Here is a 19058-nt window from a genome sequence, read left to right on the forward strand (position 1 = left end):
TGACCCGCCCCTTTCGTATGGGCCCTGCAGGGCTTACGGACGCAACAGGGCTTAGGGACGCAACGTCAGCGGACGACGACGGCCGTCAACTTCCGCGGTCGGCCAACGGTCGTCAACGGTCAGGACACGCAGGCCGGAATCCGTGAGCAACACAGTGTCCTCGATCTTCACACCGGGCCCCGTAGGGTTCCACGTGAAAGGTTGGTTGAGCACGATGGTGTCCGTTACGTCTGCGGTGACCCGGGGATCGCGGCCCGCATAACCGGCGGGCCCACCCTGGTGGTGGAGCGTCCACTGATCGTCGCCAAAGCCGTGCCGCGCGTAGGCAGTCTTGATCTCGGCGAAGACCTCGTTGAGCTGTGCCCCGGGGACTGTGGCCCGGAAGATGTCGGCCTCAACGGCCGCGATGCGGGCCTCGGCGTCGAGCTCCTGCGCTGAGCCGGCGTCGAACGCTACCCAACGGGTGACGTTGGCAACCAAACCGTTCCGGCGTGCGCACACCACCGCCATGGCGCGCCTGCCGATGGGCGAGTGGGTGGCCAGGGGGTGGCGGAAATCGCTCCGATCGGCACCGTTGCAGAGCAGGACCAAGGGCTCAGCCCCAGCCGCGACGATCCTGGCGGCAAGCGCCGAGACCAGCTGGAATTCGGTGGTTTGGGGGGTTGCTGCGGTGAGGACTTCGGTCATGGCAGCCGCAGCATCCGCCGATAGTGCAGCGTAGCGGGCGGACTCGGCTGGCAAGAGCTGCTGGCGGGCCGCCCGCAGTTCGGTGGTCACGGCCGCTTCCACCAACGGGTTCCCGTCGATGGCCAGTCCCGCGGCCGCAGCATGCAGTTGGCCGTACCACGGAACGGTGGACAGGCTAACCCCTTCCGGCAATTCCTCACCGGCGATCCGCCCGGCCTCATTGTTGAATGTCACCAGGTGGTCGCCGGAGCGGTCCACCAGGAGGGCAGCAATGGGATCGCCGGCGAGGCTGATGTGCATCCGGCTGCCGTCCAGGTACCAGGTGAGCGCGGTGTTGGTGGTGAGCAGGAGCGAGTCCCGGCCCGCGGCGTCCAGGATGTCCAGCACGCGGCGGCGTTTCACGGCGCGGTCGGCTACGTTGCCGGGAGCGGTAAGTGCTGTGGTGGGCGTTGTGGACTGTATTGGCGTGGTCATGCCGATTCCCCCAAGGTAGTGATGAGCTGTTCAATGTCTTGTGTTGCCAGGAAGCCGTCCGTGATGAGCACCGTGACGGTCCTGTGGACAGGGTTCCCGGGTTCGGTGGGCACCGGGGCATCCCAGGCCAACGACAATCCGACTCCGGGATAGCCCGAATGCCGCACGAACCATGGGTCCGGCGCCTGTGGTGAGGCAAGGAAGACGAGTGTTGCCGGGTGGCCCAAACCGGGGTCTCCGGTGACGTGCGCGGCGCCGGAGGTTCCGGCGTCGAACGTTCCCGACCACGCCAACCACGGCGCCACGCTGCCGTGCACGGCGTCCTCGCCGCGGGCGTCCGGAGTCCAGATGGTCGCGTCGCTGACCTTGGGCAAGCGCCAAAAGAAGCCGCCGTAACCGCCCTGCGGCCGCCCGTTGGAACCGGGGCTGCCCAGGAGGACCGGATGACCGGTGGCTGACTCAAGCGTGAAATCGAGCGTCAGCTTCCACGTTGAATTCCCGACGGCGGCCCAGCGCCACTCGCGCTGTTCGCGGAGCAGCCGGGTGCCGTCGGGCCCTATCCAGCCCAGCTGTTCGCGCCGCTGCCCGTTACTGTGCTCCGCGGATTCGGTGACGATGCGGCCATGGTCCTTGCGCCAGACGTACGCGCCGGCGTCGCGGGTGTAGGTCCGGCCGCCCCAGAAGTTGACGCCATCCACGTCCTGGAGGGCAACACCTGCGCCAAGGTGCCACACGTGGTCTTCCGGGATGTGGTCGGTGACTACAGTGCCGGCAAGGGTCCGCACCGGGTGCAGATAGGGGCGGGGGGACGAGGTCGGCCGGATGCGGGTCCCGTCCTGGATGGTAGCGACGGGAGCGCCGTTGATCTCCAACGCCGGACCACCTGCTGCAGTCCACGGCGCTCCGAGCTCGGCGAAGGTGGCATGCCCCAAGGCAGCGCGACGGATCAGGGACTCGATGCCGTGCACCACGGGGTGAGCATCGTCGCCGTCGCCGTCCCACGTGATGAAGTCGGGGTGGATCGCTCGGGGCGAATCCGCTGTCCGGATGGCTTCGAGCACTGACACGTAGGCGCCAACCCCACCGAGAGGGCTGAGCAGGTCCTCGTGGGTGCGTGCGGCAAGCAGGTTCTCCAGGAGATCCTTCCGCCCAAACGTCTCAGTCCGGACACCCCCAGGCGTGGTGATCTCCAACCGATCCTCCGTGTAGAAGAGGGTCAGCTGGCCGTCGGTGCCGTACACGGTGACCGACGGTGCGGACTGCTCCGGCGCGCACAACGTCAGTGCACACGTCAATACCGTGCCGTGGGTGGTGCGTACCCGCACCACGGAGGTGTCGTCACTCTGGGTGGCGTTGGCACGGTAAAGATCGGTGTCCACGGATTCGATATCCGCCACGGTCCTTGCCCCGGCCAGCCACAACCCGGTGGCCACTGCGTGCGCCAAGGCGTTGGTGGCCACTCCGTCCACCACGTCCGTACCGTTCAGGCTGCGCTTGCCGGCCCACCGGGACCGTTTGAAATAAGCCTTGGTCCGGAGCCACAAGCCCGTGGCGCTGATGCCTCGCACCTCTCCGATGGCACCGGACCCCACCAGTGCTTCGATCGCGGGGAGGGCGTCCGAACCCAGGCTCTGGAACCCTACCTGGACCAGGCGGCCGGCGCTCGCGGCCGCCGCCATGACTTCCCGGTACTGCACCATGGAGGCCACCGGCGGTTTTTCGAGGTACACGTTGGCTCCGGCGTTGAGTGCAGCAATGGCCAACGGCGCGTGGGTCTGGATGGGCGTGGAGATAATGACGACGTCGGGGGCCGCTCCGGCGGCCAGGAGTTCGTCGAGCGAGGCGTGGATATCCACTCCCGGTTCGAGTGTGTCCTTGGCCGGTGGGTTCGGATCGGCGACTGCCACCAGCTCCAAGGCACCTGCAGCACTCAGCCGATCCAGGTTCTCCAGGTGCCGTTCGCCGAAGCCGTGCACACCCACCAGTGCGACGCGGGGGAGTCGTGTTGGGCCCTCCGCTGTTGTGGTGGCCAATTGTTGCGTCATGATGCTGTCCTAGCGGGGTCAGGTTCGTGGGTTGTTTTGGTGGCCGATAACCGCAGGGCCTTGGTGAGGAAAGCTGCTGCCTCGTCTTGCATGGCTCTGCTGAAGACGTGTGGTTCCTGCCAGAAAGTACCGGTGTACAGCTCCGGTAGTGCGCTGGAGAGGTGGGCGTGGGCGTCGCCCATTCCTTGTTCCGGGAAGAGCTGGTCATCGAGGGCGTATTGGACCAGCGCGCGTGCACTGGACCGGGCGGCAAGGTGCGGCCAGTCGCCCAGCTGGGCGAGGCCGGGGGAGTGCAGCAACCAGGAGTGCGCATCCAGGTACGACGGCAACAGCGAGGCGAACGTGGTCATCATGCACGTCACCACGTAGCTGCGAATTCTGGAATCGAGGGCCGCGAGCAGCATCGCCCGCCCGCCGCCGCCGGAAAAGCCGAGGCACCCGATCCTGTGTTGGTCCACTCCCGGGAGCGAGGAGAGGATGTCCAGCGCCGCGAGATCGTCATGGGCCACCGTCCCGGCGAGGCTGCTGCCCAGCAGCGTCGCAGCTTTGGCCACGGTTTCCTCGTGGGCGACGGCCGCGGCGTCGTAGAGCGCCGACGCGGAAGGTTTGACGCCGGCCTCCCGCCAGAGCGACTGCTGGCCGCTTACCGCTGTGGCAGAGCGGAAGGGCAGGGGGTCGAGCCCGAAACGACGACTGCCCCACATGAAGGCGTCATGGGCAAGGACCGCGAAGCCCTGTAGGGCCAACCAGGTGGCAAGAGCCCGGCCGCCGTAGAGCTTCGCCTGCAACCCTGGCGGCACGGGGCCGAAGCCACCCGGGAAAGGGCTATCGGCGTCGTGGTCTTCGACCCCGGCAGGAAGCTTCACGAGCCGTTCGGCGCCATACGACTTGATGCCGGCGTGGCAGTGCATCGCGAGGAGTCCCGGCAGCGGGCCGGTGCTCTGGGCTGGGCGCACGAGCCACGCGGACGTCCTCGGCCCGAAGCCCAACTGCCAGGAGAGGCGGGTGGTGATGACGTCGTCGTGCGCTGTTTCGGAGTGGATCGTGTATCCAAGGTCCGGGACGACAGCCGGTATGCCAAGCACGTCGCTGAGTTCCTGGGCGGTGGCCGACCCGGCCCGGTGAAAGTGTGGCGCGTAGCCTGGCCAGTCCTCATACCCGGCCAGCGCACTCGGACGAAAAGCAGTTCCGGCCATGTCAGCGGGGGTCATGGCAGGCGCTGGGGTTGGTTGACAATGGTGTCCTGCCTTATCGATGCGGGAGGGTGTGCGGAGGCGCACGCCGGGCTTCTTCAGCGTGGGAAATCGATGCTGGCGGCTTCGTAAGAAAACGCTTTCTCAAAAATTAGCAAAAGGCTGTACATGGGTCAAGAAAACGTTTACTTTGGTACGGAGCCGCTGAACATCGGGAGTCAATCCCGGTAACTCAGGGGAGTGCCGGAAGATCGACGGCATCCCGGAAGGCAAGCATCAACAGACTCGAACTCCGTGGATGGCCACGATGACCAAAGGAGACCACATGGCCGCTGTAGTACACACGGGGACGCCGCAGGGCGTTCGCGGTCCGGAGAGGGGGAATCCATGAGTGCCATTGGTGAACTCTCAACGATGACCCGCCGCAAGGGCCCCATGACCAAGGAAGAGAAGAAGGCCAACGGCCGCGACAACAAAGCGGCCTACATCTTCCTTCTTCCTTGGCTCGTTGGCTTGGTTGCCATCACGGTGGGCCCCATGCTGATGTCGTTGTACCTGTCCTTCACGGACTACAACCTCCTGCAGCCTCCGGAATGGGTGGGCCTGGACAACTTCGTCCGGATGTTCGGCGACGCACGCCTCCACAACTCATTGCGGGTCACGTTCACCTATGTTCTGGTGGGCGTCCCCCTGCAGTTGGCCGTGGCCCTGCTGATCGCGTTGGTCCTGGACAAAGGTCTTCGCGGCCTGCCGTTCTACCGCTCCATCTTCTACTTGCCGTCCCTCCTTGGTGGTTCCGTCGCCGTTGCCATCCTCTGGAAGCAGATCTTCGGCACCACGGGACTGGTTAACCAGGTCCTGGCCATGGTGGGCATCGAAGGACCCGGCTGGATTTCGGATCCCAGCACAGCTCTTGGCTCGATCATCCTCCTGCATGTATGGACGTTCGGCGCTCCGATGATCATCTTCCTGGCAGGCCTACGCCAGATCCCCAACATGTACTACGAAGCCGCGGAAGTTGACGGCGCCACCACCCTCCAGCGGTTCTGGCGGATCACCCTTCCGCTGCTGAGCCCCATCATCTTCTTCAACCTGGTGCTCCAGATCATCGGTTCGTTCCAGTCGTTCACGCAGGCGTTCATCGTCTCCGGCGGCAACGGCGGACCGTCCGACTCCACCATGTTCTTCACGCTGTACCTGTACCAGAAGGGCTTCGGCCAGTTCGACATGGGTTACGCCTCAGCGATGGCCTGGGTCCTGCTGGTCATCATCGGCGTCTTCACCGCCATCAACTTCATCGCTTCAAAGTATTGGGTGTTCTACGATGACTAAACTCCAGAGCCTTCCCGCAGCAAAAACCACCGAGCCGGGCAAGGCTCCGCGCCGCCGTGAATCTCCCGGAAACCTGGCCTTCAGCCGTAGTGCCCGCGTCAAAGGGTTGGTCAAGCACGCCATCCTGATCGTGGTGGGCCTGGTGATGATCTACCCGCTCCTGTGGATGGTGGTTTCTTCCCTGCGGCCCAATGACCTGATCTTCCGCGAACCGGGCCTCTGGCTGAACAGCCTGGACATGACAAATTACACCGACGGCTGGTCGGCCCTGACCCACCCGTTCGGTCACTACATGATCAACTCGGCGATTGTGGTGCTGGGCTCGATCGTAGGCAACCTGGTGTCCTGTTCCATGGCCGCCTACGCCTTCGCCCGCCTGCAGTTCACCGGCAAGAAGCTGTTCTTCGGCATCATGCTGCTGACCATCATGCTTCCGTTCCACGTGGTGATCGTGCCCCAGTACATCCTGTTCTCGCAGATCGGCTGGGTGAACACCTTCTGGCCCCTCATTGTTCCCAAGCTCCTGGCCACCGATGCGTTCTTCGTGTTCCTCATGGTCCAGTTCATCCGCGGCATTCCAAAGGAGCTTGACGAGGCGGCCCGCATCGACGGCGCTGGACACCCGCGGATCTTCCTCCGCGTGATCCTGCCCCTGATGGTGCCGGCCTTGGCCACCACCACCATCTTCACGTTCATCTGGACGTGGAACGACTTCTTCGGAGCCCTGATCTACCTGACGGACCCGGACATGTTCACAGTCCCCGTTGCACTGCGCGCCTTCGTTGATTCGCAGTCCGCAACCAGCTGGGGATCACTCTTCGCCATGTCCATCGTGTCGTTGTTCCCGGTGTTCCTGGTGTTCCTGTTCGGCCAGCGGTTCCTCATCAAGGGCATCGCCACCACCGGTATCAAGTAGGCCGGCCGTCGACGGCCCGGCCGGTGCGCCGTCGTAATACCCAGCAACTAATACAAGTCGTTATCTTGTAATACAAGAATGTGACTCGTATCATAAACACAACTAAGAAAACGCTTTCCCATATCGCATCAGGATCAATGAAGATCGGAGACAACAGTGCCCGCACAACCCAAGGGTGAAGCAGTCGCCCTCGCAACAACAGGAGCCCCCCGCCGAACCAAGCGCAGGCTCCGCGCCTCGGCCCTCGTCGCGGCAACGGCCGCCGCGGTCCTGGCGCTCACCGCCTGCGGTGGCGGCTCGGAAGCCAAGAGCGCCGACGGAAAAGTGGAGCTTCGCTTCGCCTGGTGGGGCGGCGACAAGCGGGCCCAGGTAACCCAGGCAGCCATCGCGGCCTTCGAAGCCGAAAACCCCAACATCAAGATCAAGCCCGAGTATGGAGACTGGAGCGGCTACTGGGACAAGCTGGCCACCCAGGTTGCCGCCAATGACGCCCCGGACATCATCCAGATGGACGAGAAGTACATCACCGAGTACTCCACTCGTGGCGCACTGCTGGACCTCTCCAAGTACAAGATTGATACATCCAAGCTGGACGCGGCGGCCTTGGATGCGGGTAAGAGCGAGAAGGGCCTGACCGGTATCGCGGCAGGCATCAACGCTGCGACCATCCTGGCCAATCCCGCCGTCTTCAAGGCAGCAGGCGTGGCACTGCCCGATGACAAAACCTGGACCTGGGAAGACTTCGAGCGGATCTCGGCCGAGGTCACCGCCAAGTCGCCCAAGGGCACCTATGGGGCCGCGGCGTATGGAACCGATGAGGCTTCCCTTGGAGTATGGCTCCGGCAGAACGGCAAGTCCCTCTACACTGATGACGGCAAACTGGGCTTCGACCCCTCCGATATTGCCCAGTGGTGGAGCTTCCTGAAGGAACTCAGCGAGAAGAAGGCGGTCCCGTCCGCCTCGGAGGTAGTTGAAGCCGAAGCTGCGCCGCTGGACCAGAGTGGCCTTGCAACCGGCAAGAACGGTCTCGCCTTCTGGTGGTCCAACCAGCTTCCGGCCCTCGAAAAGGCTGCCGGCGGTGAGCTGCAGATCCTGCGCTTCCCGTCCAAGACCGGCAAGGCTGCCGACGCCAAGCTTTGGTACAAGGCCTCCCAGTTCTGGTCCGCTTCCTCCCGCACCAAGCACCCTGAAGAAACAGCGAAGTTCATCGACTTCCTGACCAACAACGTCAAGGCCGGCGAAGCCCTCCTCGCGGACCGCGGCGTCTACCCGAACTCTGATGTGCGTGATGCCATTGCGCCCAAGCTCGCCAAGGCCGATGTCAAGGTAGTGACCTTCATCGACCAGATCAAGGGCGAACTCGGGGATGCTCCGGCCGCACCGCCGAAGGGTGCCGGCGCCATCCAGGAAATCGTGAAGCGCTACACCTCCGAAGTCCTGTTCAACAGGCTCTCCACCGACGAAGCGGGCAAGAAAGCCGTGGACGAAATGAAGTCCGCCATCAGCTAGTCCTTATCCGCGGGAACCGCCCCGGGCGATCATTCGTGATCCGCCCGGGGCGCTTCGTTTAACGCGGGGTTTGCGTCAGTCCTCCGCGATGACGGCGACCGCCCCGGCGGGAACCACGCCCGTGAAGCGGGCCCCGCTGAGCAGCTCGTCGCCGTCGGCCTTGACGGCCTGGTCCTCGCGGCTGTGATTGATGGCGAACAGGAAGCTGCGGCCGTTTTCGGCACGCCGCCTGGTCAGTTCGACGCCGGGTGAGGACTCGGTCACGGCTGTCACCCCTGCTTCTTCGATGAGTCGGGCTGCCAGTGCGTCGATGCCGTCGTTGTCCGGAAGCGTTGCGAGGTACCAGGCCGAACCACTGCCGACGGTGCGCCGGGTCAGTGCGGGCACACCATCGAGCGGGTAGTCGGTGAACGTTGCCAGGACGTCTGTGGAGGCGCCTGCAGATACGTGTTCGCTCCAGACCGTGCCAACAGTTCCATCGCTCAGCGTGACCGAAGCGCCTGGGAAAAGAGGATGGAATTCCTCGCTGCGGACGCCCAGCAAATCCCGAAAAGCGCCCGGGTAACCGCCGAGCCGAACATGGTCACGTTCGTCGACGATGCCACTGAAGTAGCTGATCAGGACGGTAGCGCCACCCTCGGCGGCCGCAGCGATCGAGGCCGCCGCGGCGTCCGTCACGCAGTAGAGCGTGCAGACCAGGATGAGGTCGTATCCGGACAGGTCACCGGAGGGGTGGACGAAGTCCGCAGTCACTCCACGGAGGTACAAAGAGCGGTGGAAAGCGCGCATCGTGTCGAGGTACTTCAGCGAGTTGTTCGGGTGCGAGTCCAGTTCGGAAGCCCACCAGGCCTCGTAATCGAAGACGATCGCAACGCGCGATTCCACCCGGGATCCCTTGACAGGTTCGAGCTTGTCCAGGGCATCGCCGAGTTCCACGACGTTCCGCCACACCTGGGTGTCGCGGCCGGCGTGGGGAACCATGGCCGAGTGGAATTTCTCGGAGCCCGCCTTGCTTTGGCGCCACTGGAAGAACATCACGGCGTCCGCCCCACGGGCCACATGCGCCAGCGAGTTCCGGAGCATTTCGCCGGGCATTTTCGGCTGGTTGTGGGGCTGCCAGTTGACCGCCGACGTCGAGTGTTCCATGAGTATCCACGGATCTCCGCCCGCCACGCCACGGGTGAGGTCGGCGCTGAAGGCGAGTTCGATGGCGCGCTCAGGATCTGCCGCCACCAGGTAGTGGTCGTTGGCGATGACGTCCATGTCCTTGGACCAGTCGAAGTAGTCCAGGGTTTTCGTGGCGCTGGAGACCATGAAATTGGTGGTTGCCGGCACGTTGGGAGTGACTTCGCGGATCACGGCCAATAGTTCCCTGTAGAAGTCGATGAAGGCCCACGAATTGAATCGGACGAAGTCCAGTTGCTGGCCCGGATTGAGCGTGGTGGGGGCCGCTCCGGGTGGGATGATCTCTTCGAATGAGGCGTAGTGCTGGGACCAGAATGCCGTTCCCCAAGCCTCGTTCAGGTCTTCGATGGTGCCGTAACGGCGTTCCAGCCAGGCACGGAAAGCGGCGGCGTCTTCTTCGCCGTGGAACTCCCCAACGTGGCAGCCGAGTTCGTTGTCCACGTGCCAGAGCGCCAGCGCGGGGTGGTCCTTATAGCGCTCGGCGATCACGCGCGTTATGCCGGTGGCATACCGGCGGTAAACAGCTGACGACGGCGTGTAGTGACGTCGCGATCCGCGCTCCAGTCGGATGCCTTCCGCCGTGACGGGAAGGATTTCCGGGTACTTGCGGACCAGCCAGGCCGGCGGTGAAGCGGTGGCCGTGGCGAGGGCTACCTTGATGCCGGCTCCGTGGAGGTTGTCCATGACCTCGTCCAACCACCCGAAGTCGTAATTGCCTTCGCTGGGTTCCAGGAGGCCCCAGGAGAAGATGCCAACGCTGAGGAAGTTGACGCCGGCTTCCTTCATGAGCTCAATGTCCTCGAGCCTGACATCCCGGGGCCACTGTTCGGGGTTGTAGTCGCCCCCGTAAGCGAGGCCGCCAATGCTGTTCCAGACCGAGGGGCTGCGGGGAATAGAGGGGGAGGTCAAGGGGACTCCTTCGTCAGGTTGGCCGAACTGGTGCGGGTGCTGCTGAACGTATGAATGCAGAATATCGGTCAAAACGCGTTCTTTGGAAAACGCTTGCCCAGTTTCCGTATTGCGGCTATTGTATCGATTCAGAACGAGTGTAAGCGAGATCACTGCCACGTTGTAGAGAACTCCACAAGCTTGCACCAACTGAGCAAGGAGGCTCTCATGATCGACAGAAGGAAATTCCTCACCACGGTGGCACTCGGCACCGCATCTGCCGCGTTCCTCTCGGCCTGTGGCCAGTCATCGTCCTCGGGCCAGACCGGTTCCGCGGACAAACCCGTCACCATCACCTACACCTGGTGGGGCAATGACGACCGTGCAGAACGGACCCGCAAGGCCATTGCGCTCTTCGAGACCAAGAACCCGGACATCAAAGTCAACGGCAACTTCTCCGACTTCGCAGGCTACTGGCAAAAGCGCGCCACCGAAGCCGCCGGCGGTGGCCTGCCGGATGTCATGCAGTGGGACCTGTCCTACCTCCGCGATTACGGTCAGCGGAACCAGCTCCTGGACCTCGGCACCGTCAAGATCAACACCGACGGATTCGACAAGTCCCTCCTTCCGTCCGGCCAGATCAAGGGCAAGACGTTCGGCATTCCCACCAGCACCAACGCCTTCGCTGTCTACTACGATCCCGCGAAGCTCGCTTCGCTGGGTATTGCCGAGCCGGACGGTTCCTGGAACTACAAGGAGTTCAATGCCTTCCTCGCCGAGGTTGGGCAGAAGGGCAATGGCACGCTCTTCGGCGGCACCGACTACACCAGTGTTTGGTGGAACTTCAACATCTGGCTGCGGCAGAACAACATCAAGGCCTTCACCGATGAGGGGAAGCTTGGTTTCTCCAAGGACGACCTGAAGAAGTGGTGGAACCTCAGCGCGGACCTGCGCGGCACCGGCGCAATCGTCGGCGAAGACAAGACCACCCAGTTGCTGCCAAAGTCCCCGTTCGGTTCCAACGTCACCGCAACGGAAGTCACCTGGGACAACTTCATGGCCGGTTACCTCGCGGACAGCGGTGCCAAGGAACTGAAGCTTGTTCCCGTGCCCTCCGACGATCCCGACAACTTGGGCCTCTTCCTGAAGCCCTCCATGCTCATGGTGGCCAGCGCCAAGACCAAGTACAAGGATGCTGCGGCCCGCTTCATCGACTTCATGGTCAACGATCCCGAGGTTGGCCAGATCTTCAAGACCTCCCGCGGCGTCCCGGCGTCGAAGACCCAGCGCGACGGCACCACGTTCGAAGGAACCGACAAGTTGGTGGTGGATTACGAGAAGTCCATTGAGAAGTACCTGAAGGACGCTCCCGAGCCCCCCATCGTGGGATTCGGCACCCTGGAGTCCACGTTCAAGCGGGTCAGTTCGGACCTGAACTACGGCAAGCTGACCATCGACGGCGCAGCTGATGCGTGGTTCAAGGAAGCCGAAGACCTCATCAAGCAGAACGCCTGATCCAGGCTTTCCCAACTGACGGACTGATCTTGTGACTCAAAGCCCAACCCTGAGCAGGCGTGCCTCGTCCGCAGCCCCGCAACCGCGTACGTCGCGGCGGCGGGGAGCGGACGCCCGCGCCGGATACACCTTCCTGTTGCCGTGGCTCCTGGGCTTCATCGCCCTGACCGTGGGCCCGATGATTTCCTCGTTGTACCTCTCCTTCACCAACTACAACCTGTTCGATGCCCCCAAATGGATCGGGCTGGACAACTACACCACCCTCTTGCAGGACGAGCGCTTCCTCCAATCAGTGGGAGTCACCCTGCAGTATGTAGTATTCGGAACGCCATTGAAGCTCGCCGCAGCCTTGGCGATCGCGATGCTCCTCAACAGCAAGCGCAAAGGCCAGGGCTTCTACCGGTCAGCGTTCTACGCGCCGTCCCTTATCGGGGCCAGTGTGTCCATCGCGATCGTGTGGAAAGCAATGTTTGGTGACTCCGGTCCCGTCGACCAGGGGTTGTCGTTCTTCGGCATCAACCTCGGGGGCTGGGTGGGCAATCCCAACATGACCATGGGCATGATGATCCTGCTGACCGTGTGGCAGTTCGGGGCACCGATGGTGATCTTCCTGGCCGGGCTCAAGCAGATTCCCGCAGACCTTTACGAGGCCGCGTCCATGGACGGTGCCGGGCCTGTCAGGAAGTTCATCAACATCACCTGGCCCATGCTCTCCCCGGTGATCTTCTTCAACCTGCTCATGGAAACCATCCACGCGTTCCAGATCTTCGCCTCGGCCTACATCATCTCCAACGGTGAAGGTGGCCCTGCGGGCTCGACACTCTTCTATACCCTCTACCTGTACTTGCGCGGTTTCAGCGATTTCCGGATGGGTTACGCCTCAGCGATGGCCTGGCTCCTGGTGATCGTGGTCGGCATCATCACGCTGATCTTCTTCAAGACCTCCAAGTCCTGGGTCCACTACAGCGGTGATTCAAAGTGACAACAATGGCAACCCCCACCCAGTCCACTCCGCCGGCCACGCAGGCTCCGGTGTACAACCCGAAGTCCGAGTCCGTCACGGCCAAGCGGATCAAGAGCGCCATCTTCCACATCGTTGCCTTGGCGCTGGTGGTAATGGTTCTCTACCCGGCTATCTGGATGATCGCTTCGTCCTTCAAGCCGAACTCCGAGATCGGCGGGGCCAACAACGCCCTCTGGTCAGCCAACTTCAGCTTCGACAACTTCGCCACCGCCATGGACGGCATCGGTGGTGTCTCCACGCTGACGTTCTTCACCAACTCTCTGATTCTGGCTGTTGGCGCTGTAGTGGGCACCGTACTGTCCGCCTCCATTTCCGCCTACGCCTTCGCCCGGATCAACTTCCCCGGCCGCGGGCTGTTCTTCGGCATGATGATCGCTACCTTGCTTCTGCCGTTCCACGTGGTGATCATCCCGCAGTACATCGTGTTCCAACAGCTCGGCCTTGTGGACACCTACGTGCCGCTGCTGATCGGTAAGTTCCTTGCCGCGGATGCCTTCTTTGTGTTCCTCATGGTCCAGTTCATGCGAGGCCTCCCGGCCGAATTGGACGAAGCGGCGCGCATTGATGGTGCCGGGCACGCCCGGATCTTCGGGTCCATCATGCTGCCGCTGATGAAGCCCGCGCTGATCTCCACCTCGATCTTCTCCTTCATCTGGAGCTGGAACGACTTCCTGGGCCCCCTGCTGTACCTGAACACTCCCGAGAAGTACCCATTGCCCCTGGCTCTGCGGCTCTTCGTGGACCAGACCCAGAGCTCCGACTATGGCGCCATGATCGCCATGTCCGTGCTGGCGCTCCTTCCCGTGCTGGTGTTCTTCCTGGTGTTTCAGCGCTACATCGTCGAGGGCGTTTCCACCCAAGGACTCAAGGGCTAGGGGAGCGGACAATGAGCACCATTGGCACGTCAACCGGAACACCAGGCATCCCGGTCAACCGTTTTGCGCTGTTCTCCGAAACCATCCTGGCCGGAGTCATTGTTCTCCTCCTCTCCGTTCCTCTGGTGACGGCGCCGGCTGCCTATGCGGCCGGCGTCGCCCATCTGGAAAGGCACCTCAGCGGCAGGGACGATTCCCTGCGCAGCTTGTGGGGGAACTTCCGTAAGGCGCTGCCCGGCAGTTGGAAGCTGGGAATCACGACGGCGACAGCCGCCGTCGTGATTGTCCTGAACCTGCTGCTCGCGCTGGTGGGGCAACTGCCGGGACGGGCTGCGATCCTGCCCGCCACAGTCATTCTGGCGGCCGCCGGTGCGGTGCTCCTGCTGCGCATCACGGCCAATTGGAGTGGCCAGCTGGCATGGAGCGGGGATGAGTACCAAGTGCCCACAGACGTTCCGGGCTCCCAGCGCTGGGCGGCGGCCTATGCCAGTGCGAAGAGCGATTCCCTGCGTGACTGGAGTGGCTCGCTGCTGCTTCTCGCCGCCGTGTTCATGGCAGTTGTCTTCGTCTGGATGCTGCAGGCGTTGTTCGTGATCGTGCCCGGAACCCTGGTGCTCGCGGCGGCCGCCATCAAGATCCGTTCCCACCGAAACTCCAGGCCAACCCGCTGAATCGAGCAGACCTCCCCGTGTCGCCGCGCCCGTTCCCACCGCGCCCCCAATCCACCAGGACCCGCACCGCGCGTGCCCGCTCCACGGAGTCCTGGCACTACCCGCTGCGGCACCACAATTACCGGATCTTCGTCACCCTCTCCTTGGTGGGAAGCGGTGGCGTCTGGATGCAGCGGCTCGCTCAGGACTGGTTGGTCCTCCAGCTCACTGGCAGCCCGGCTGCCGTAGGCCTGGCCGTTGCGCTTCAGTTCCTTCCCATGCTGGTGGTGGGCCCCGTCAGCGGGGTGCTGGTGGACATCTTCCCCAAACGTCGAATCCTGCTGCTATGCCAGTCCGTCGCCGTGGTGCTTGCTGCCGGCCTTGCGGTGTGGAATGCAGCGGGCGGCACGGACGTGTGGGTGGTCTACGCTTCCTGCGTCGCTCTGGGAATCACCAGTGCGATCGACGGGCCGGCCAGGCAGGTCTTCGTCAATGAAGTGGTAGGCGACGCCGGACTGCCGGCGGCCATCGGGCTGAACAGTGCCATCGGGCAACTGGGCGCCATGGCAGGTCCGGCGCTGGCGGGTGTGGTGATTGCCCATGCAGGACCGGCCGCTGCCTTCGCTGCCAACGCGGGACTTGGCGCAGTGGTCCTGGTGCTGATCGGATCCATCCGTCCGAGGGAGCTCCACCACTCCCCGGAACCGCACGGCCATAGGAAAGGCCGCGGCCAGGTCCTGGCCGGATTCCGCTTCGTCCGTGCCCGTCCACCACTTCTCCTCACCATGCTCCTGGCCGGTTTGCTGGGTGCCTTCGGCATGAACGGGCCCGTTGTCCTGGCGGCCTTCGCTGACCGGGTGTGGCACAGCGGTCCGGCCGGGTTTGGCCTCTTCAACACCGTCAGCGCGCTCGGAGCACTGGCTGGTGCCTTGATCGCCACCAGGATCAAACGATTCGGACGCAAGGGGATCGTTGCCAGCGCCGGGCTCTTTGGCCTGAGCCAGTTGGTGGCCGCCCTCATGCCGAGCCAGGAGTCCTTTGTGGTGATGCTGGTGGTGGTGGGCTTCATGACCCTGGTATTCCTCACCAGCGCAGCGACTGCCGTCCAGCTCGAAGCCGGGGCCAGTGTGCGCGGCCGGGTCCTGGCCCTCTACTTCCCCTTGCTCCTGGGTGGTCACGCCTTGGGTGGGTTGTTGGCCGGCTGGCTGACCGAGGATTTCGGTGTCCGTACGGGGCTGGTCATCACCGGTGCGCTGGGCATGGCGTCTGCCACGGTGATCGGGCTGCTGCTGTGGCGCTGTTCCCGTCGAGGTGGCATTTGATGACAGTTACAAGGGCCGGGACTGTCATCAAATGCCCGTTCGCGGGGACGTGGAGCGTGTAATCAGCGGCTGGCTACCAGCTCTTCGATCTGGTGCACGTCCAAGGACCCATCACTGATCCACACCGTGTTGGCGCGCGCCAGGGAGGTGCCCTGGGCCAGTTCCACCGCCGTGTCCCAGGCCAAGGCGGAACCCACTGCCGGGTAACCGTTGCACCGAACGAACCACGGGTCGGGGGACTCCAGGGGCGCGCCGAACACCAAGGTGGCCGGACCGCCGTCGAACTCTCCCGACCAAGCCAGCCACGGCGAAACGGAACCATGCACGGCCGGCTCACCCTCTGCTGTTGAGGAGAAGACGCGTGGCGAAGCATTGACAGGCAGCCGCCAAAAGAAGCCACCGTAGCCGCTGCCCGCGGCACCATGCGAACCCGGGCTCCCCAGCGTGACATCGACGACGCCGGTCAGCTGGGTCTGGATGTCCAGCCGCCACGTGGTGGGGCTGATGAGGCTGCGACTGAAGGTGCGATGCTCCTTGAGAAGCAGGCTGCCGTCGGCCCCGAACCACTCAAGCTCCAGTTCCGTGTAGTCGTGCCCGCGGGTTATGCCAGCGATGTCCACCCGGCCGTGATCGTCCAGGTCAACATACTTTCCGGCGGTCCTCCGATAGCTGCGACCACCCCAGAAGTTGCTGCCGTTCACATCCTGCAGCGCGAATCCGGCACCCAGATGCCAGGCGTGGTCCGACGCCAGGTGGTCGGTCACCACAATTCCGGCCCGGGTAGACACCGGGTGCAGGTAAGGCCGGGGGGAGAGGCTTGGCTGGAGGCCGCTTCCGCTGCGCAGGACGGTAGCCGGGATGGCGGGCTGGGCGGATTGCTGGTCGGCGGGGTCGGCGAACAGGGCCTCGGCGCCTGACGTGACCGGCCGCGCCCAGGACAGACCCAGCTCGGAGAAGGTGGCGTGCGCACGGGTGGCGCGGTCCAGGATGTCCTCGATGCCAGGGATCACGGCGTGTGCTTGATCGCCCGATCCCACCCAGACCACGTTTTCCGTCGGTATGAGGGCCGGCTGATCGGCCGTGCGGATGGCTTCCAGGACGCGCATGAACGCGCCACTGTGATCGAGCGGACTGAGCAGCGGCGTGCCTTCGGACAGGTGCTGCAAGAGGTTCTCGGTGAGGTCATCGCGACCAAAGGTATTCGAGGTTTCACCGTCTTCCGTGCGAACCGTCACGCGGTCCTCCGTGTAATGGAACACCGCCGTTCCTTCCGTGCCGTGAAGCGTCACGTACGGTTCCACAGACTCCGTGGCGCACAGCGTGAGGGCACACGTGATGGGCAATCCAGCGGTGGTACGCATCCGGATCACCGAGGTGTCGTCCGCCTCGATGTCGTTCGCGCGGTAGAGATCGGTGTCTACTACGGCAAGATCCTCAGCGTGCCGTGCACCGGCAATTCGCAGCGCCGTAGCGATGGCGTGGGCCAACGGATTCGTCGCTACGCCGTCCACCACATCAACGCCGTCCAGACTCCGCTTGCCCGCCCAACGGGAGCGCTTGTAATAGGCGCGATCCCGAACCCACCGGCCGGTGGCGGAGATGCCTTTGAGGGTCCCTATTCCGGGAAGTTCGGGTGAGAATTGGCCATTCGCCAGCTTGTCCAGTGCGGCCAGGGCGTGCGAGCCCAGGCTCTGAAAACCGATCTGAACACTTCGACCGGCCGCGCTCGCAGCTTCCTGGAGATGGAGGAAGTCCTTCATGGAGGCGACCGGGGGCTTCTCCAGGTAGAGGTCGGCCTGGGCGGCCAGCACGGACAGGGCCAAGGGTGCGTGGGTCTGGATGGGGGTGGCCACGATGACGACGTCCGGGGAGTGGTTGCCGGCCAGCAGGTCTCCCAGATTCGAATGCACGGCCGTTGTCGCGGGCAGCGTTCCCGGGGCCGGAGGGTTGGGATCGGCCACAGCGACCAAGTCCACCAGGCCCTCCGCCCGTAGCCTTTCGAGATTGTGCAGGTGATGGACGCCGAAGCCATGCACCCCTACCAAGGCGATCCGCGCCAGTGTCGTCCGCGGCGTCGGTGCTGACGGTGGCGTTGCTCCATGCGTTGCTCCATGCGCTGCTCCTTCGCTGCGCAACTGCGGAGCGTCACCGTGGTGTTGGCTGCTGGCGGACTCGACGGAGCGGGCTTCCATGGCTCTCCTCTGCTGGCGATGCGGCGAAGGCGAGTGACGCCGTCGTCCGGGTTGCATTTCATGTGGTCCGGCGGGTTCAGGCTATACCCAGCAAGCGCTTTCCCACTTTCGGTTCAGCCCAGTGTAACCCGCTCCAGGTAGAAATGTAACGATTCAAGAAGTCCCTTGACGCGGTCCATGTGCAGCGTCTAAGTTTTCGGGAAAGCGTTTACTCTGTGATGTGGCCCACCCGGGCCGCACCCACTCAGCCGGCCCACGCCGCCTTCCGGTGCCACTCGAAAGAACCAGTGCCACCGGAACCCTGGGCCTGTTCTGCAACGATGGAGAAAGGGGGAGCCATGGCGTCTGGTGGATTTAGTTTCAAGGCCTACTCACTGTTCGACACGCTCGTCTGGATAGCCTGCCTGAACGTTTTGTGGATCATCTTCACGGTCTTGGGTGGCGTTGTTTTCGGATTCGGTCCCAGTACTGCTGCAGCGCAGCTGCTGGTAAGGGACAAGGTACGGGGCGGTGCCGCACCACTGGTGCGGCGCTTCGCCAGGGAGTATGCCCGGAATTTCGGTAAGGGTAATGCCTTGGGGTTCCCCTTGGTGGCAGTCGGGGTGGCCCTAACGCTCAACTGGGACTACTTTTCGGCAGGATGGGACCTTGGCTCGCAGATCGCCTCGACAGGGTTGTTCATGATGGCGCTGTTCGGGGCGGGGGTAGCTTGCTACCTCTTCCCGATGTTTGCCCGCTACCACCTTTCCGTGCCCCAGTACTTCCTGATGTCGTCCCGCTTCGCCATGCGCCATCTGGCCGGAACCGTAATCCTCGTATTCGTCACGGCAGCCGCCCTGTTCGTATGCCGTTCCGTTCCAGGGCTGATTCCGTTCTTCGGGATCGGAGCGTGGCTGTATGTCACGGGTTGGCTATGCGACCGCTTCTTCACCGCCAACGATGAAGCCATGGCGGGTGCCCTGTCAGCAGATGCGCCCGCGGGGACACCCGCGGCCGGGGCAACGGCAGCTGTTGTGACGAGGGGAGCCGGCATTGCCTGACATCAACCCGGTGCGGCCCGGACCAGGCGGGAACCAGGTCCTCCACCGCCCCCTGGATGTCCAGGGGCATGCGGAGCTTGTTCGGAACGCCTCTGGCGAGGGCACTAATGAAACGTATCAAGGCATGAACGGCGAGCACCTGTGGACCATCAAAAGGTTTCCGGGAGCGTCGTCGGACCATAACAACCCCGAAGAAGTGGAGCAGTAGGAA

15 protein-coding genes are annotated in these 19058 nt (G+C 63.6%); 10 read left to right on the plus strand and 5 right to left on the minus strand.

The features are described 5' to 3' along the window. Window positions 1-51: 51 nt before the first annotated feature. From ACNQOP_RS17425 to ACNQOP_RS17435, 3 genes are read right to left on the minus strand one after another with little or no spacing between them, the layout of a single operon-like run. On the minus strand, window positions 52-1161 hold the full coding sequence (locus ACNQOP_RS17425; protein ID WP_235517381.1) for a M24 family metallopeptidase: 1110 nt from the start codon (window positions 1159-1161) through the stop codon (window positions 52-54). Further along, on the minus strand, window positions 1158-3206 hold the full coding sequence (locus ACNQOP_RS17430) for a DUF6807 family protein (protein ID WP_416405265.1): 2049 nt from the start codon (window positions 3204-3206) through the stop codon (window positions 1158-1160). Before ACNQOP_RS17430 ends, ACNQOP_RS17425 begins: the two co-directional genes overlap by 4 nt. Further along, complete coding sequence (locus ACNQOP_RS17435; protein ID WP_416405266.1) at window positions 3203-4417, minus strand: acetylxylan esterase; 1215 nt, start codon at window positions 4415-4417, stop codon at window positions 3203-3205. The genes ACNQOP_RS17430 and ACNQOP_RS17435 overlap by 4 nt, the downstream gene beginning before the upstream one ends. Window positions 4418-4786: 369 nt before the next feature. Here ACNQOP_RS17435 and ACNQOP_RS17440 point away from each other — a divergent pair, with 369 nt between their 5' ends. The 3 genes from ACNQOP_RS17440 to ACNQOP_RS17450 all read left to right on the plus strand — a co-directional run bounded on the left by ACNQOP_RS17440 (window position 4787) and on the right by ACNQOP_RS17450 (window position 8156). Beyond that, window positions 4787-5731 (plus strand): carbohydrate ABC transporter permease, encoded by a 945-nt coding sequence (locus ACNQOP_RS17440; protein WP_211713445.1) that lies wholly within the window; start codon window positions 4787-4789, stop codon window positions 5729-5731. Next, window positions 5724-6647, plus strand: a complete 924-nt coding sequence (locus ACNQOP_RS17445; protein ID WP_235517377.1) for a carbohydrate ABC transporter permease — start codon at window positions 5724-5726, stop codon at window positions 6645-6647. Before ACNQOP_RS17440 ends, ACNQOP_RS17445 begins: the two co-directional genes overlap by 8 nt. Window positions 6648-6803: 156 nt before the next feature. Continuing rightward, window positions 6804-8156 (plus strand): ABC transporter substrate-binding protein, encoded by a 1353-nt coding sequence (locus ACNQOP_RS17450; protein ID WP_416405267.1) that lies wholly within the window; start codon window positions 6804-6806, stop codon window positions 8154-8156. Window positions 8157-8231: 75 nt separating this feature from the next. Here ACNQOP_RS17450 and ACNQOP_RS17455 read toward each other — a convergent pair whose 3' ends face one another. Next, entirely contained in the window at window positions 8232-10250 is a 2019-nt protein-coding gene (locus tag ACNQOP_RS17455) for a beta-galactosidase (protein WP_257370901.1), read from the minus strand. A gap of 207 nt (window positions 10251-10457) precedes the next feature. On the opposite strand from ACNQOP_RS17455, the gene ACNQOP_RS17460 reads away from it, so the two are divergent. The 5 genes from ACNQOP_RS17460 to ACNQOP_RS17480 are packed head-to-tail and all read left to right on the plus strand — an operon-like array spanning window position 10458 to window position 15615. Further along, complete coding sequence (locus ACNQOP_RS17460) at window positions 10458-11744, plus strand: ABC transporter substrate-binding protein (RefSeq protein ID WP_235517374.1); 1287 nt, start codon at window positions 10458-10460, stop codon at window positions 11742-11744. 31 nt (window positions 11745-11775) lie between these two features. Beyond that, window positions 11776-12726, plus strand: coding sequence for a carbohydrate ABC transporter permease (locus tag ACNQOP_RS17465; RefSeq protein WP_257370900.1), 951 nt, complete (start codon window positions 11776-11778; stop codon window positions 12724-12726). Then, on the plus strand, window positions 12723-13643 hold the full coding sequence (locus tag ACNQOP_RS17470; RefSeq protein WP_257370899.1) for a carbohydrate ABC transporter permease: 921 nt from the start codon (window positions 12723-12725) through the stop codon (window positions 13641-13643). Before ACNQOP_RS17465 ends, ACNQOP_RS17470 begins: the two co-directional genes overlap by 4 nt. A gap of 11 nt (window positions 13644-13654) precedes the next feature. After that, window positions 13655-14314 (plus strand): Poxvirus protein I5, encoded by a 660-nt coding sequence (locus ACNQOP_RS17475; protein WP_416405268.1) that lies wholly within the window; start codon window positions 13655-13657, stop codon window positions 14312-14314. A 17-nt stretch (window positions 14315-14331) separates the two neighbouring features. Further along, complete coding sequence (locus tag ACNQOP_RS17480) at window positions 14332-15615, plus strand: MFS transporter (RefSeq protein WP_416405269.1); 1284 nt, start codon at window positions 14332-14334, stop codon at window positions 15613-15615. A gap of 62 nt (window positions 15616-15677) precedes the next feature. Here the strand turns inward: ACNQOP_RS17480 and ACNQOP_RS17485 are convergent, their stop codons facing one another. Beyond that, complete coding sequence (locus tag ACNQOP_RS17485) at window positions 15678-17807, minus strand: DUF6807 family protein (RefSeq protein WP_416405270.1); 2130 nt, start codon at window positions 17805-17807, stop codon at window positions 15678-15680. A 338-nt stretch (window positions 17808-18145) separates the two neighbouring features. Between ACNQOP_RS17485 and ACNQOP_RS17490 the strand changes: the two genes are divergently transcribed. Together ACNQOP_RS17490 and ACNQOP_RS17495 are read left to right on the plus strand one after the other, a co-directional pair. Then, entirely contained in the window at window positions 18146-18847 is a 702-nt protein-coding gene (locus ACNQOP_RS17490; RefSeq protein ID WP_416405271.1) for a YesL family protein, read from the plus strand. Then, entirely contained in the window at window positions 18840-19055 is a 216-nt protein-coding gene (locus ACNQOP_RS17495) for a hypothetical protein (protein WP_416405272.1), read from the plus strand. The genes ACNQOP_RS17490 and ACNQOP_RS17495 overlap by 8 nt, the downstream gene beginning before the upstream one ends. Window positions 19056-19058 lie beyond the last annotated feature (3 nt).

Origin of the sequence: Arthrobacter sp. LFS091 (genome assembly GCF_047977885.1) — a bacterium.
Taxonomy (GTDB): domain Bacteria; phylum Actinomycetota; class Actinomycetes; order Actinomycetales; family Micrococcaceae; genus Arthrobacter.

Coding starts and splice junctions, on each gene's coding strand:
- ACNQOP_RS17425 (WP_235517381.1), bottom strand. CDS start 1,161: ATGACCACGCCAATACAGTCCACAACGCCCACCACAGCACTTACCGCT.
- ACNQOP_RS17430 (WP_416405265.1), bottom strand. CDS start 3,206: ATGACGCAACAATTGGCCACCACAACAGCGGAGGGCCCAACACGACTC.
- ACNQOP_RS17435 (WP_416405266.1), bottom strand. CDS start 4,417: ATGACCCCCGCTGACATGGCCGGAACTGCTTTTCGTCCGAGTGCGCTG.
- ACNQOP_RS17440 (WP_211713445.1), top strand. CDS start 4,787: ATGAGTGCCATTGGTGAACTCTCAACGATGACCCGCCGCAAGGGCCCC.
- ACNQOP_RS17445 (WP_235517377.1), top strand. CDS start 5,724: ATGACTAAACTCCAGAGCCTTCCCGCAGCAAAAACCACCGAGCCGGGC.
- ACNQOP_RS17460 (WP_235517374.1), top strand. CDS start 10,458: ATGATCGACAGAAGGAAATTCCTCACCACGGTGGCACTCGGCACCGCA.
- ACNQOP_RS17475 (WP_416405268.1), top strand. CDS start 13,655: ATGAGCACCATTGGCACGTCAACCGGAACACCAGGCATCCCGGTCAAC.
- ACNQOP_RS17485 (WP_416405270.1), bottom strand. CDS start 17,807: ATGGAAGCCCGCTCCGTCGAGTCCGCCAGCAGCCAACACCACGGTGAC.
- ACNQOP_RS17490 (WP_416405271.1), top strand. CDS start 18,146: ATGGCGTCTGGTGGATTTAGTTTCAAGGCCTACTCACTGTTCGACACG.